Source organism: Rhizobium sp. BK491, from assembly GCF_014194925.1.
Lineage (GTDB): Bacteria > Pseudomonadota > Alphaproteobacteria > Rhizobiales > Rhizobiaceae > Rhizobium.
Genome location: NZ_JACIAR010000027.1, coordinates 1 through 14,122 on the forward strand (window position 1 = coordinate 1; position 14,122 = coordinate 14,122).

Annotated in this window: 13 protein-coding genes; 8 read left to right on the forward strand and 5 right to left on the reverse strand. The window is 55.3% G+C overall.

Annotation, left to right across the window (positions count from 1 at the left end; translation table 11 throughout):
* Positions 1 to 1,538 (forward strand): HlyD family type I secretion periplasmic adaptor subunit (locus tag FHX05_RS29770; RefSeq protein WP_348648365.1); only part of this gene is annotated, 1,538 nt, incomplete at its 5' end.
* A 26-nt stretch (positions 1,539 to 1,564) separates the two neighbouring features.
* A complete protein-coding gene (locus FHX05_RS29775) occupies positions 1,565 to 2,245 on the forward strand; it encodes a hypothetical protein (RefSeq protein WP_183876427.1) in 681 nt (226 codons plus the stop codon).
* A 256-nt stretch (positions 2,246 to 2,501) separates the two neighbouring features.
* Here FHX05_RS29775 and FHX05_RS29780 read toward each other — a convergent pair whose 3' ends face one another.
* Entirely contained in the window at positions 2,502 to 3,113 is a 612-nt protein-coding gene (locus tag FHX05_RS29780; RefSeq protein ID WP_183876429.1) for a phospholipase D family protein, read from the reverse strand.
* 319 nt (positions 3,114 to 3,432) lie between these two features.
* Here FHX05_RS29780 and FHX05_RS30270 point away from each other — a divergent pair, with 319 nt between their 5' ends.
* Together FHX05_RS30270 and FHX05_RS29790 are read left to right on the forward strand one after the other, a co-directional pair.
* Positions 3,433 to 4,041: a hypothetical protein gene (locus FHX05_RS30270; protein WP_210295042.1), complete on the forward strand. Its 609-nt coding sequence runs from the start codon at positions 3,433 to 3,435 to the stop codon at positions 4,039 to 4,041.
* A gap of 74 nt (positions 4,042 to 4,115) precedes the next feature.
* Entirely contained in the window at positions 4,116 to 4,739 is a 624-nt protein-coding gene (locus tag FHX05_RS29790) for a hypothetical protein (RefSeq protein WP_183876431.1), read from the forward strand.
* Positions 4,740 to 4,799: 60 nt separating this feature from the next.
* On the opposite strand, the gene FHX05_RS29795 is transcribed toward FHX05_RS29790, so the two are convergent.
* From FHX05_RS29795 to FHX05_RS29805, 3 genes are all read right to left on the reverse strand, one after another.
* Positions 4,800 to 5,570, reverse strand: coding sequence for a hypothetical protein (locus tag FHX05_RS29795; protein WP_183876433.1), 771 nt, complete (start codon positions 5,568 to 5,570; stop codon positions 4,800 to 4,802).
* A gap of 40 nt (positions 5,571 to 5,610) precedes the next feature.
* Positions 5,611 to 6,564 (reverse strand): FRG domain-containing protein, encoded by a 954-nt coding sequence (locus tag FHX05_RS29800; protein WP_210295043.1) that lies wholly within the window; start codon positions 6,562 to 6,564, stop codon positions 5,611 to 5,613.
* Between the two features lie 68 nt (positions 6,565 to 6,632).
* Positions 6,633 to 7,424 (reverse strand): hypothetical protein, encoded by a 792-nt coding sequence (locus tag FHX05_RS29805; RefSeq protein WP_183876435.1) that lies wholly within the window; start codon positions 7,422 to 7,424, stop codon positions 6,633 to 6,635.
* Positions 7,425 to 7,480: 56 nt separating this feature from the next.
* Between FHX05_RS29805 and FHX05_RS29810 the strand changes: the two genes are divergently transcribed.
* Both FHX05_RS29810 and FHX05_RS29815 read left to right on the forward strand, forming a co-directional pair.
* Positions 7,481 to 8,302 (forward strand): hypothetical protein, encoded by an 822-nt coding sequence (locus FHX05_RS29810; protein ID WP_183876437.1) that lies wholly within the window; start codon positions 7,481 to 7,483, stop codon positions 8,300 to 8,302.
* A gap of 159 nt (positions 8,303 to 8,461) precedes the next feature.
* Entirely contained in the window at positions 8,462 to 10,867 is a 2,406-nt protein-coding gene (locus tag FHX05_RS29815; RefSeq protein WP_183876439.1) for a DUF4238 domain-containing protein, read from the forward strand.
* 337 nt (positions 10,868 to 11,204) lie between these two features.
* Here the strand turns inward: FHX05_RS29815 and FHX05_RS29820 are convergent, their stop codons facing one another.
* Positions 11,205 to 12,407, reverse strand: a complete 1,203-nt coding sequence (locus FHX05_RS29820; RefSeq protein WP_183876442.1) for a hypothetical protein — start codon at positions 12,405 to 12,407, stop codon at positions 11,205 to 11,207.
* A 308-nt stretch (positions 12,408 to 12,715) separates the two neighbouring features.
* Here FHX05_RS29820 and FHX05_RS29825 point away from each other — a divergent pair, with 308 nt between their 5' ends.
* Both FHX05_RS29825 and FHX05_RS29830 read left to right on the forward strand, forming a co-directional pair.
* Entirely contained in the window at positions 12,716 to 13,366 is a 651-nt protein-coding gene (locus FHX05_RS29825) for a DUF2971 domain-containing protein (RefSeq protein ID WP_183876444.1), read from the forward strand.
* A gap of 425 nt (positions 13,367 to 13,791) precedes the next feature.
* The coding region (locus FHX05_RS29830; RefSeq protein WP_183876446.1) for a transposase at positions 13,792 to 14,122 on the forward strand (331 nt) is incomplete at its 3' end.

Consider the following 14,122-nt stretch of genomic DNA (forward strand, 5'->3'; position numbering starts at 1 on the left):
CTTGCCCGGACGAACGGGCTCTACGCCCATCTCTGGCAGTTGCAGACGGGGCTCAATCAGCCATGAACCCTGTCATCCGCCCTCCGAAACGACCGAAGAGACCGCAGCGGCGAAACCGAACCGAAAACGAGTTCCTGCCGGCAGCGCTTGAGATCCTCGAGACACCGGCCTCGCCGATCCGCACCGCCTTCATCTGGTTCATCGCGGTCGTCGTGGTGGCCACGCTTGCCTGGAGCTATCTTGGTACCTTCGACATCGTCTCGACCGCGCAGGGCAAGATCCAGCCGACCGGCCGCGTCAAGGTCATCCAGTCGATCGAGGTCGGCAAGGTCAGGTCCATCCCGGTCGTCAATGGTTCAAAGGTGAAGGCCGGCGACATCGTCGTTCAGCTCGACGATACCGAGCTCAGGTCAGACGAAGAGGCGATTGCGGTCAATCTGCAGGCGCTCCGCGCGGAAGTCGCACGCCGCGAGCTTGCCCTTTCGACTGCGCGGGTGTGGCTCGCCAGCGATTTTTGGAGCGAGGTGCGGGTCATACCGGTCGATCTGTCGTTCGATGCGCAAACGCCCCTCAATGTCCAGACACGCGAGAAAACCATCCTTGCCGCCGACTTGTCATCCCTCAGCGCCAATCTCGACAATCTCACGGCGCAGCGGTCACAGAGCCAGGCGACGATTGAGCGATTGAGCGCGACGATCGATGCGCGCAAAACTTTGATCGCCACCCTGGCGCAGCGGGTCACCATGCGCTCCTCTCTCGTCGACCAGGCGGCCGGCTCCAAATCCAATGTCATCGACGCCCTGCAGTCACAGCAGTCGGAAGAGACGGATCTCGCCGAACAGGTCGGACAGCTTTCCGAGGCGCGGGCAGCGCTTTCTGTTGCCACCAGCGAAGGCCGGAAGGCCATTCAGACGTTCATCGCCGACAATGCGGTCAAGCAGGGTGACGCTTCAAGGCAGGTGGATGAGCTTGAAAAGCAACTCGTCAAGGCAAGCAAGCGCCGGCAGTCGATGACGATCGCAAGCCCGATCGATGGCATCGTAACGGCGTCGGCGCTCACCACCGTCGGACAGGTCGTCAATCCAGGTGCCGAACTGATGCGCATCGTCCCCGCCGATACCGAGCTCGAAATTGAGGCCTTCCTGCCAAACAAGGACATCGGCTTCGTCGCAACAGGACAGGAAGCCGTAATCAAGATCGAGGCCTTCCCGTTTACACGATACGGTGTGTTGCACGGCCACGTCACGTCGGTCGCGACCGACGCGGTACCCGAGCCCGATGCCCAGCAGATGGAGGGCGAACCGGCAAAGCAGCTCCAAAGCCTCATTCCGTTTGGCAACGTGCAGCGCATGCAGAACCTCGTGTTTCCGGTGACGATCAGGCTCGACGTCGACGTCATCAATGTCGATGGCCTGCTTCAGCCCTTGTCGCCTGGCATGGCCGCGACCGTCGAGATCAAAACCGGCAGACGGCGGATCCTCGAATATCTGTTCTCGCCACTTGCGGAAGTCGCTTCCGAGTCCATGCAGGAACGGTAGGCCAACCAAAGGGAAAAACAGACACCATGAAGAAGCATATAGTTTCGGCGGCGATCGCTATGGCGGCTCTTTCAATGCCAGCACAGGCACAATCGACGGCAAGCAAGGGTGGGTATGAATACAGCAAGAACCTGCTGAGCGACCCATCGGCTCTCAATTGGAACATCGAGGCATGCAGCCATAACGGCATTAAGCCTGAAGTGCAGGAGGGGCTTGCCAAGCTCATGGGGGTGCCGCAGGCCAATGTCCGGCTAGAGTTTTGCCGCCGTATCCTGACCGCCTATGCGAGGGGGCGCATCCCCTATGATGATTACCTTCAGTTCATGCAAGGCGGCGGTATGCCCGCGAGTGTTTCTAAGGCTTTGAAGATCGCGGGCTCCGGCCCAAAGAAGCCACAAGGCCACGGGAATACTGAAATCGTTCTTCGGGCCTCAGCAAGAATGGATTCTGGTGAGACATTCATGGGCTCGACCGTTGCATCAAACGCGAAGGGCCGCTTCTCAGTTCAATCGTCTCGAAAGGCCGTGAAATGTTCTGGCGCCTATGATCTCAGCGATCGGCGTTCGACGATCATTCTTCCGGTCACATGCACGGACGGCCGCAACGGCAAAGTCGAGGTGACGCGAGCACCGGACATGATGTCGGCATGGGGAAAGGTAAAGCTTTCCGATGGCAGCGCGGGCCGGCTGACAGTCGGCAAGGACTGAAATAGTCGTAGTGGCTTGTGGGCCGCTGTTCTGCTTGCGATTGGGTTGCAGCTGCCGCTTTGCTCTTAAGGCGATCTTCCTCATATGTGGAACGGCCCGGTTAAATGGCAACGGCGACAACGAAGAGGATGGCATCAAAACAGCGAAGCCGCAGGCTATCGTATAATTGTACTCTTCCTTATGCACCACGACGCTGCGTAGAGGCCCCAGTGGGATATCCCGCATTCTGTGATGGATAGCCTCATGCCGAGCATGATCAATTTTCCGGCGCGGCCCCCTCAAATGCCCCGGATACCTTTAGCCGACTATCCCAATTGTCGGAGAACTGCTTGGCAACCTCCCGGCTATCGGTGAACGTGACATTCTCGGCATTCCGCTTTTGGGCTGCCGCCGTGAAATTATAGGAACCGCCAATCACCAGATGCCCGTCGATGACGATGATCTTGTTGTGAGCAATGGTCGGTTCGAAATCGATCCATACCTGGACGCCGGCCGCTTCAAGCAATGTCGCGCCGGAATATTTCCGCTCATTTACCTTGTCGAGGATGGCCAGAACTTCCACACCGCGCTGCGCCGCTCGCTGCAAGGCGTGGATAATGGGCAACGAGGTGAAACCGTAAGCCTGCACCCGGATGGACGATCGGGCCCGGTCGATCGCATCGACAATGCGCTCTTCACACCGCTCTGGCGGCGTAAAACAAACAGCGAATTTGGCAGTTGTTGGCTGCGTTGCGAATGCGGGATCCAACATTGCGGATAGGGCAAATAAGGTAGCAAGGAATCTCATTTGCCTTGCATAGCATCTCGGGGGGTTGGGCGAACTGCCCGTCTGGCGGCGATCGACAATAATCTTGGCCGGCAGCAGCACAATCGGGATGGGTGTCTCAGTTCGCCCTGCGGGGCCACGAGCTCGCTACACCGTGGAAAGTTAAGCCTTCGAGAATATCTGATAATGCACGTTTGTCGCGTTCGCTAAGTGAGCTACAATCGCGCCATGCGCGTGACTTTCGACACAAACACTCTTGCGGATCTTGTTTCGCCCGATACGTCCCAAAGGCCGGATGGCGGAGTCCACGCATGGAGAGTTCGCGCGGCGATTCAAGCCGGAAATATGCAGGGCGTATTTTGTGAAACCCTTATCACGCTGGAGGGAATCAAAAACGCGGAGCACCGTATTCGGAAGCACAGTGGCCAATGTCACTTATCAACATGAGACGGCACTGGACGGAAACAGACTTACCCGCATCACCATGCGACCTGAACAGGTTGCCCGCAAGCCGCTTGATCACAAGCAGACCGACCGATTTCTGACCGCTTTCGACCTTGGCATGAAGTTACTCGGCGCTCCGAGAATTGGGATGGTCAGCGTTGATGATCCGAAGGGAGAGCGATATCTCGCAGAGCCAGGAGAAAGCGCGCTCAGTCGGCGGCTGGGACGGTACTTCGAGGTTGCAACCGCCATCGAGCACCACGGTGTTGGTTGCGCAGAGGCTATACAGATCGCTCACGAAATTCAGGCGGAACTCGGCGGCAGTAAGTCGTTCATCGCCTACCTTGGAAGCCCCCGAAACCGAAGAGAGCAAAAGAGAATCAATCGAGCGATAGCAGAATGGGCAGATGGCGACAGCATGGCGGCCCACTACGGCTATGCTATCGATCTGTTTTGCAGCGAAGACTTCGGCAAAAGCAGATCACAACCTTCTATTTTTGACGAAAAAAATCGCGCATGGCTGGTCGACACATTCGGAATTCAATTTGTGACGATGGCCCAACTTGCGGGGATGCTGACGACGTGAGCAACTATCGTCTCTATCGTCCGGCGCCGGCACGAATATTCGAGCCTCTATGAAGTAAAAGAAATCGGGATTTAATGATGCCTCAGGATTTGCTGCCCCGACAATTCCAGGCCGACTGCGACCGATTCTACAAACGCGTAATCATGGCGACGTTGAACGAACTCGCTATCAGCAGCGACGTCAGAGGTGGTGAGTTCTTTTCTTTGAATGAGTTTCTGGATAACTGCGAAAAGCAGACGTCCAATTTACTCGCATACGAGGCCAGACGGTCTTTTGCTCTTATTCTGGCCGCCCTGTTTGAACGCCAGCTGAGAACATGGGCACGGCTACATTTTGCCGAGGGGGAAAAGGAGAAAGCCAACACCTCGAACTTTGGTCCGCTGGTCCTTAAAATTGCAGACCAACAAACTCTCGATCTCTCCGCCGCCTCAGTTCACGACACAATCAGTGAGCTTCATTTGCTGGCCAACGCGGTGCGCCACGGCCATGGCCCGGCCGTCATTCAGCTACGCAAGAGTTACCCGCATTTCTGGAGCCATTTAGCCGAAGCAGCGTTGTTGGAATGCGAAACACGGCATCTTTTGAGCGAGTTCATTCAAATTTCCGACGGCGATTTTGTCCGTTATATTCGCGCTTTGACCAGGTTCTGGGGATTGGCCGATCGTGAGGCCGGCGCCACAATAGACGGGCCATATTGAAGGTTGCTATTCCGGGTCTGTCACGGGAAGACGCCCAGCTAGATCATCCCGCTGGTAGCGTCACCGCTTCTTGCTTGGCCCAACTTTTTCAGTCGCCTTCTTATAGCGATCTGTCGCCGTCATTTCCTCGCGCAATGCGTCGTTGCTTGCTGTCATCTGGGCGAAGGTGGCTGAAAAATTGTCTCGAAATTCAATAACGTTACGACTTTGATTCACACGGTACAACAAATCCATCAATCCGATGGCGACGCTGGCGGTCAGCCAAAGGTCAGTTTTCACATGATATTCGTCTTCGATATCGAAAAAAGGAGCGCTGATTTGATCGCCGGCATCGCCGATGCGAAATACGCTGTCCGCACTGATAATGTTTGCGTGTGCCGCTGACGAATTAATCTGGGCTTTTGCATTTTTGATCCACTGGGATTGCTCTTCATAGTTTTTGTCGAGCCACGCGTATCGCTTTTTTGTTAGCTCCTGCGAGGCATCAAGAATACCCTGTTCATCTGTATCGACGAAATGGTGGCGTTCAGGATTTGCAATCGCGAACGCAGCCGACGCCCCGGCTTCCAAGACTATGCGCAGATTCATCATCGCTTGCACTTTGTGCAACCGCAACGCGGAGAACAGCGCCAACATGTGATGTTTTTTCATTTGGGAAAAGAACCGCCCAAACATCATGCGATCGGGATCGATTGCGGTAATACACAGCGTCAAAAATACGGAGACGCCGCGGGCGTGGGTGTAGTGCTTTCCGTAGCGGTGATTTGCGTTGACCACCATCAACCGCTCGCTTTCGACGATTTCCTCGATACTCGATTGTGGAAATCCCATAATCAAATTCCTCCTGGCGCGAGTTGCGAACGTCACCGAGCTAATTAGGATGACTGAAATGCCATGCCCGTGTGGACTCAAGCACCGCTTTTCCTACCCCGTCATAACCGGGGAAAATGGATGCGGCGGAGACTCCGAAGCGATTGCACCGAAGCAAAAGTTCGCCGGCGAACATCGTGGGCAGTGTGACCTTCTTAAGCAGGCTGGAATGTCGACCCAGTTTTGACTCAACTGAAACGTCAGGCGTGAAAGGCTCGCCCCGGTTCCCGGAATTGTCCACCAACAAAAACGAACCCGCTTGGGCGTGGAGGTTCGCAGAAGTGCTTCCCGGAACTACGAGGTGTCTGAGGCCAGAGATCCGAGAAAGTGTATTTAGGTCCAGTGCAAATAGAGCAATCTTCTCCTGGGCACTTACATCATCTCGGTCCCTCTCTGTGACGACAGTGGTAGCAGCGTGATAGCAGGCCACATAGGGGTTGCTTGACCAGTCTAAGAGCCTGGTTGGGACGCCATGATGCTGCGCCATGCCCATCAAAGGAACAACGCGATCCTGTGGCCAGTCACTACTGGTTATGCCATGAATGTTGGTAATGCTATTTTGATCAAAATATGCTCGAAACTCCATAGAGTCGCCAGGTACTGCCAGTCCGGCCGCATCGCAATATTTGACAAACCCGTGCAAGAGCGACCACTCGAAAAAGAATTGTCCAGGGTGGTCGCGTAGCGTCGACATCATTCCTCGTTTGTATTTATCGATCTCCGACTTGCGAAACACTCTGGGAACCAAGTGCCATTCGCTGTTTGCCTGTCCCCGAAATATGAAACGGTCATGCGGTCTACCAAAGCGTGTGCCAATCGGTGACATCGTCTCCCAGAACTCGTCCAGGGTGGCACAATCGATGATGTCAATCGAGTCTGTCATCGTGTTCTTCTCACCCTTTTGTGATGGAGGATTCCCGGCGCCGACGTTTTCAGCCGCCTCTTGATCGATCATAGATTGAAGTTGCAAATAGATCGAGCCGACGAGGGGTCCGATGTCGACCTTATCTACGGGTTCACGTTCTAATCTGTGAATGATCCAGCAATTACTGTGTACACCGGGGTCTCTACACCTAGATCGGCGAAGAGGCGCAAATTGACTGCGACCAGGCGCTGTTCGCCCATAGTGACGCATAGCATTCCGATTATCAGCAGCGGCGGGCTATCCGGTATGGGGGATGGAACGGGGCAATTCCCGATTAGATAGCTGCATAAAGCGGGGTTGCGACCGAGGATCAGATCAGGCAACGCTGGCGAGAATCTATTAAATCCCAGCTCCGCGACCGCGTAACCGTGAGCAATCTTTGCCAGCATACGCAGCCACGCATAGCCGTCCAAATCAATACCCACAACCTGTTGGTCCAGAAGCCTTCGCTTTGTCTGGTCGAGTATGTCTGTGTGTCCAAAGATCTTGTAATCGAACTGCACCACTGTTTCGGGAGATCTCCCCGCCAATATGCCGGGAAGATCGCGCATTCCCGGCAGCACAAGAACATTTGGATGGGCATCCAATGCGACCCGCGTTGGCCCTTGTAAGTCAAGATCGAGCACCAAAGGCACCGTGGCAGGAAGATCATGCGGGTGACGGACTAGCCCACGGGCTCGGCGATGCGGCAGGAGCGTTTTCCGCATGCAGATGTCCTCGAAGATCTGAATTTCCCTCTGACAAGATGTGCAGCTCGCCCGCGGCAGCAGAAGACCGCCACCAAGCCCTGCGGGAAAGATATGCTCTTTCGTGAGCGCGCCGGCGCCGCCGCAATAGATGCACCTCCCTACCGGTGGAAAAACCCGCGCCTTCGCTGCACTGACATCCATGTTGATAGTTCCGTTTGTGCCGGCCGGAGTCCCGGACTTTGTTCAGGAAATCGCTTGTGCAGATCAGACTTTTGTACCAAACCACTCCCATGAATGTAATAACTTATGTGATGCATAAGTTCTATTGCTTGGCTCAATGCGCTGGGAAAGTCACGCATCGGAACGATCTTCAGCGCGTCTATGAGTTGCGCGACTTGCTTCCAGACCCCGTACCACCGGGCGCCTATTTTGCCAATTTTGACGAGACACTCACCAGCTACGCGGTGAAGAAGAAGGTCTTCCTGGAAATCGAGGAAGATCTGCAGGGGCTCGACCATGACGCGTGGGCGTTTCTGAAGAAGGAACTTGCCCCCCTTCTCACCGCTAAAGATCCCGACAGAGGATGGCAGCAGCTCATCGACAAGCTGAATCAGGCGAAGGGCTACAATCACGTAAAGCACCTCGGATGCACTGACGTCCGCTTCATTCCCGAATCGAGGATGAAAGGTCACCGCACTCCTGATATCGAGGCTGTAGACGGGAACCGGGCAATACTGTGCGAAGTCAAGACGATTAATCTTTCAAACAACGAAGTAGTTCGTTTTCGCAGCGGGGGCGTCGGGGCGAGCGCTGACCGGTTAAGTGAGGCCTTCCTTGGCAAGCTGCGTTCGACAGTGGATGGAGCCGAGCAACAGATGCTAGTCTACAATGCCGACAAGCGAACGCGGCGTATCGCATACCTCGTCATCAATTTCGACGACACGCTTCACGAGTATGCTGACCAGTATGCGCCGCAGCTAGAAGAGGTGGCGGCGGGCTACTTGGCCCGGGGCATCGAGGTTGTTTATGATACCGGGGGCGGTTCGGAGCAGCTCCGGCCGTCGTCCCCGCATTTCTAACTAGGACTTTAAACTCGATCCGCCAGCGTATTGAGTAGTCAACGGTGCAGGAGGGCCACGCAGCCGAATAGCCACTTCCGCTCGATCACTGCCGGAGGGCATTCCGAAAGTCGTGGATGGCTATTCTGGTGCGCTGACTGACAAACTACGGAAGCTTGAATGTCGAAGACCCGAAATAATCACTATGTCCCCCAATGGTACCAGGAAGGCTTCTTCGAGCCGGGGCGCGGCACACTCGCGCTTCTCGACCTGTCGCCAGATCGAAGGGCGCTCGATGACGGCCGGGTGATCGTGGAACGTTCGCGATTCAAGTCGCCGACGTCCCGCGCATTCGTGCAAAGGGACCTTTACTCGACGTTTTTCGGAGCAAACGTCAACGACGAGATCGAAAGGCGCCTGTTTGGTGACATCGATACCCGCGGCGCGAAGGCTGTCCGGGCTTTCGTTCAGGTCGACCCGACCGAATGGCAACGCCATTTTCAAACCTTTTTCGAATACCTGGATATTCAGAAGATTAGGACGCCGAAGGGTTTGGACTGGCTGAAATCCTGCTATCCTCGCTTGACGCAGAACGAGCTGATGGCTGAAATGCAGGCCATCCGAATGTTTCACTGCACCATTTGGACAGAGTCAGTCCGAGAGATCGTTTCGGCAGAGGAGTCGGACGTTAAGTTCATTGTTACCGATCATCCCGTGACGATCTTCAATCACGCAATGCCGCCCGAACACCGAGGTTGTGCCCACCCGTCGGAACCCTCGATCACCCTTAAGGGCTCTCAAACTGTCTTTCCTTTGAACCGCGACTTCTGTCTGATCCTCACCAATTTGGAATACGCACAAGATCCGTCTGCGAGGGCCACGGAAAAACGTACGTTTGCGCGTGCATACCGCAGCTCCATGGTTCGCACCGACGCGTTCATCAAGCAACGGCGGCTGTCGCGGGACGAGGTGATCAAAATCAACCGCATCCTGAAGGAGCGCGCGCGCCGATATGTCGCCGCCGGGCGCGAGGAATGGCTGTATCCGGAGAAGGAAGCGCCGGGCTCCTGGGTGGATTTCAGGCACGTACTCATGCCGCCGCCAGAACAGCTTTGGAGGTTTGGCGGGGAAATGTTCGTCAAATACGACAGCGGTCAGGTCCGATACCAGGATGCCTTTGGCCGAACAGAGAAACCTCGCGACTTTCTTCAAAAGAAGGTGCCCGCAAATATTCGCCCCCGTGACGCCTGCGGGTGTGGTTCCGAAATGAAGTTCCGAAACTGCTGCCAAGCCCTTTCACCATCATTGCGCCCGGCCTGGAGCGAACGTGGCATTCGCGAGCGCAACATCATGCTCCTAAACGGAATTGTGAATGTCTTGAACCTCCACGATGGCCGGGATTGGCTTCGGGTCCGCCGCGAGCTGACCGATGAGCAGATCTCAAAAGTGTATAGCCTTTATGAAGGTCTGTGGCCCCTTGAGACCGACATCCTGTCTCTGCTTCCTAAGCCCGATGGTCGCGCACGGTGCGTATACACGGGCAATCTACACCCGAACGCATTCCTGAAACACGGAGTAGGAGTGCCTCTCTATTTCGGCGAAACTCTCGTAGAGCATCCGTTTCTGCACCCGGGAACCGTGAAGCACGACTTCAACCCCGTCGAAAACCCGCATGCGTTTCGGCAGGAATTCTTGAAGTCTGCGTTCCTGTTTCTCAACGTTATGCCGCTGGTGACGAGCGGACTGCTCAATCTCGTTCCAGATCCATGCTGCTTCGATTTCTATCTCCGTGACGAGGTCCATCGATTGGCTGAAAGGCGGGTCAAGGTCCTTCAACTTACGGCCGAAGACCAAGCTGCACTGACTGAGCACGCGCGCCAAGACACACGGAGAAGCATCATGTCCATGACCGAAGACGTCATGATAGCACAGCTCCGACGTCAAAATCCTGCCCTCACGGATGATGATCTGGCCATTCAGCTGCTCATGTTGGAGCGCATGAAAGAGGCTGATCCGCTAGCCGTTCTCCACACCGGTCCCGAGGTCCAGGGAGAGCGAGGCGGACAGTTCAGCGCGATGAAGCTGTCGCCCAACGTCGAGATGGCAATGTATCTTGCTCAGGCAACAGGGGCCTCGATCGTCACCGACAGTCCTCTGAGATGGCGGGAGCTTGCGACGACGATCGTCAAGGAGCTCATGCCCGCCACGTCCGCCCTACCCGGGTTCGCAAGGGCCTGCGAGCGTTCGACGTTCAGATTTCCAACTGATGTCCAACAGGTTCTGCGCCTCGGCGACAGCGGTGCAATGTTCGGCTACCGTTCTTTGATGGCTGACACGTTCAAGTATCTCCAGAATAAGGAACGGGGCCGGCCGAAGCCCAATGTCGAGGCATCACTGGCAGCAAGATTGGGCCGCCTTCAACCGGCGCCTGAACTGTCGCGATCGGACGCGATCGCTCGACCAGTCTCGGTTATGATCCCGATAGGCGGCCTGCAAGACAACACGATCAATCGCCTGCTCCTGAAATCCAGCTCGGAGCGGCATCTAGCGAACGTCCCGATAGCCTTCTACATCCATGACAAATAAGGAGGCACGGATTTTTGCGCGGGTGACCTCTCCCCTTCCTCAACGCTCAGACCCGCCGGTATTCTAGGTTGTTCGACCAAAGCAGTTTCGGAAGTCTGAATTCGAAAGCATGTGCTGTGCCATGGACAAGGGCGAAAGGAAAAGTGAGCCTGACATCTCGAACGATCGGCCTCGGCAAATAATGGCAAGATTAAGACTGTGATTTATGACGTGATGTCAAAGTGGGAGTCACGTCCGACACTGGCCTCATCATCGGCAGTCAGAGCGTGCTCGATGCTCACTCACGTATCGCGTAGCCAGGATATCACCTGGACGCCGCAGTCGGATTCATAAGTCTTCACAGCCGTGCAATAACCGCCTCGCTTTTCAGGATGATCTCGGCCGCTGGTTTGAGCCACGTCACCCCCGACCATTCTGCCAATGTCGCCGTGACGTGCAGACAGGTCACCGCGACGGCAACTGCCAGAACTTTGGAAAGATGCTTTGAAGCACCGTCGAGCGTCGCTTTCGACGTCGAGCTGACGAAATGGAGAACTCCGCCAAATATCGTAATACTTAGGCTTTCAATCGTCGTCAGCAAGGCAAGTCCAACCCGCCGAAGCTCGGCACCTGGGTCGCGAACGAGGCTCGTTAAAAACCGCAGAGAGCGGGGAACCGCTTCATCAACCGTATTTTCTTTTTCGATCTGGTCTGCAAGTTCGTCGACGCTTGAGGCAACGTTGTTCAGATTTCCCACGGCTATTTCGAGATCGGCAGCCTGCGAACTGAACTCCTTCCACTCTGGAAACTGTGCGAGATAGTGACGGACCCCGACGGCGTGCGCCTGCAGGACGGATGCCAGCACAGAGTTAAGTTCCTCCGTAGCACCCGAAGTCGCATTCTCGAAAGAGATATTCAGAAGACCAAGCTGGATAATGTCGCTGTCGATCGGAAGTCTCTCTTGTACAGCTTCAAGGGCGGCTCGCAGGTACGGCTGGGTATTAGACCCTAAGAGATCGTTTATGAGCCTTTCGCCTTGCTGCAACAGGGCAGCACGCGCGCTGGCAATACTCCCTTCGATTTTCACTCTAGCATCGTGGGGAGCAACGACAAGACGTCCGTCCTGAACTCGAAAATTAAACGGACCAGTTTTCTTCGGTGGGATTATCTCGCGAAGATGTTCGATGTTAGCCTGGGCTTCAAGGCGCTCAATCCAGTCGTCGGCCGCGCGCGAGAGGTAAGTTATGAGGTTGCCTACGGCTTCCGATTTTTTTGCCGCATCAGCCTTGAATGCTTGGCTACTGCCACCAATAACTTCGTCATATGTAAAATTGACAAGCTCAATATGACCGTAGTTCGGGCGCCTTTTGATCCATTCCAGATGTTCTCTGAATCCACGAACTTGGGCGTCGGTCTCAAGCGGGCGGAACTCGAAATAGAGTTTTGTTAAAACCGAGAGAGCATCTTCGGCAGGAGAGATTTTATTCTCCTGCGCAAGCAGGCTCATACGCGCCATATCGATCATCCGGAGGACCATGTCGCGTTCGTTGATGTTAATCATGACATGGCTCCAATCGGTTCGCTGAATTCCGGTCAGTAGCACAAAATGACGGCCATCGCCCCAAATGTGATGTGACATTGCATCCGCAAGACACTCGAATCTTGCAGGTTTCCAGGCTGGGCTTATCGTACTGACACTAGTTACACGAGGCCCCTGCATATGAGCACAACCCGCTGCCGCCCGGCGAAATCCTCGGGTATCCGTGTCAACGGATTTTGTTTCTATTTTGTTCTAACTAATCGGAGAGGCAAGCGGAGTCTTGCCCCGTGAGAAGCGGTCGTGCAGGATCCAGGAAAATGGGAGGTATCATGACGCACACAACAAGTCCATCGACCGTCAAAGGTGTGTTCCGACGCTTTACTAATCTCGCCTCGACAATTCATTTATTGCAGACGAATCGGATCACGTTGCTATCTCCGGATTCGTGGGATGACCAGAACGATCGTCACTTCATGGACGTGTACAAGAAGCGCAAAGCACTAAAGACGCTTACAGCGATCTGCCTTTCCCAAGCTCCTGAGACTTATCATCACTGGCGTGTTTTCTCGCCGAACTCTGACGGCGTATGCTTGCTTCTCAACAGAGAGAAGCTGCTCAAGGCTTTTGATGAGAAACCAGGGGTACGACATCGCGCAGTTCTTTACGAGGAAATCAGTCGTCTTCCGAACTTGAATCCGGCGATCGACGAGCTGCCATTCATCAAGCGTTACCCGTACGAGCCCGAAAGCGAGTACCGCATCATCTGTGAAAGCTCGACGCGCAAGGATCTAGCGTCGAACTTCGATCTCCTCCCCGGAACTATAGAGGCGCTCATCTTGAGCCCCTGGATGCCGCAAGCACTCGTGACATCTGTTCGCGGCGCCCTGCGAAAGATCAACACCACCGGCCGTACGTCTATCTACGCCAGTACACTCATTTCGAATTCGGACTGGCAGAAAGTAGCGGATAGAGCCGTCTAGCCCAGATTTTCAGACTTCGACCAGCCGTCCCGTTCCGGACATCTGGCGACTTCCGCCGAAGCGATGCCGAATTCTCTATCAATGGGATCGACGTAAAGTACTGGGGCGGTTTCGATTTCGATCCAGTATTCGTCGTCCGTTATAGGGGGGAACGTAACCGGCGGCCTTGGCGACGGCGAGATCCCTTACCAATTCCAGCATCGCCGCTTAAATTTTCACTTGCAAACGCGGGCGGGCCGAAAGCCTCGACGCAGTGGAGGAATCCACGATCGACACGAGAAAACGGAGTCTCAAAATGCGAATTTATTCGCCCCATTTTTCATGCCTATATGACGAAGAATCGTAACCGGTGTTCTGCCTCCACATTGTCCTCGTCTTTCTAATCTGTGATCGCTCTTCCATGGGCGAGCAACGGGAGTTTCTCCATGGAGACTACATTGGAGGTTCTCACGACCAGGAGGCCTGGACGTGAGGTTCACCGGCGCTGGCCGGATGAAGTCAAGGCGCAGATCGTTTCGGAGAGCCTTCGGCCCGGCGCAATGGTGAGTGAGGTCGCAGATCGACATGGCTTGAAGCCGAACCACCTGTCCACCTGGCGGACGATGGCACGGCGGGGGAAGCTGGTTCTGCCCGCGCCCGAGGACGCGGTCGAGTTCGCAGCGGTAATCGTCGACCCACCTGTTTCGGAACCGCCGATCAAGAAGGCCAGCCGTCCCGAGATCATCGTCGGGTCCGTCACCATTCGTCTGGAAGAAG

What these genes read in the sequence shown, in the direction of transcription:
- FHX05_RS29800 (WP_210295043.1), bottom strand. Translation starts at nt 6,564, where the DNA reads ATGATCGATCAAGAGGCGGCTGAAAACGTCGGCGCCGGGAATCCTCCA.
- FHX05_RS29795 (WP_183876433.1), bottom strand. Translation starts at nt 5,570, where the DNA reads ATGGGATTTCCACAATCGAGTATCGAGGAAATCGTCGAAAGCGAGCGG.
- FHX05_RS29775 (WP_183876427.1), top strand. Translation starts at nt 1,565, where the DNA reads ATGAAGAAGCATATAGTTTCGGCGGCGATCGCTATGGCGGCTCTTTCA.
- FHX05_RS29815 (WP_183876439.1), top strand. Translation starts at nt 8,462, where the DNA reads ATGTCGAAGACCCGAAATAATCACTATGTCCCCCAATGGTACCAGGAA.
- FHX05_RS29820 (WP_183876442.1), bottom strand. Translation starts at nt 12,407, where the DNA reads ATGATTAACATCAACGAACGCGACATGGTCCTCCGGATGATCGATATG.
- FHX05_RS29805 (WP_183876435.1), bottom strand. Translation starts at nt 7,424, where the DNA reads ATGGATGTCAGTGCAGCGAAGGCGCGGGTTTTTCCACCGGTAGGGAGG.
- FHX05_RS29790 (WP_183876431.1), top strand. Translation starts at nt 4,116, where the DNA reads ATGATGCCTCAGGATTTGCTGCCCCGACAATTCCAGGCCGACTGCGAC.
- FHX05_RS29825 (WP_183876444.1), top strand. Translation starts at nt 12,716, where the DNA reads ATGACGCACACAACAAGTCCATCGACCGTCAAAGGTGTGTTCCGACGC.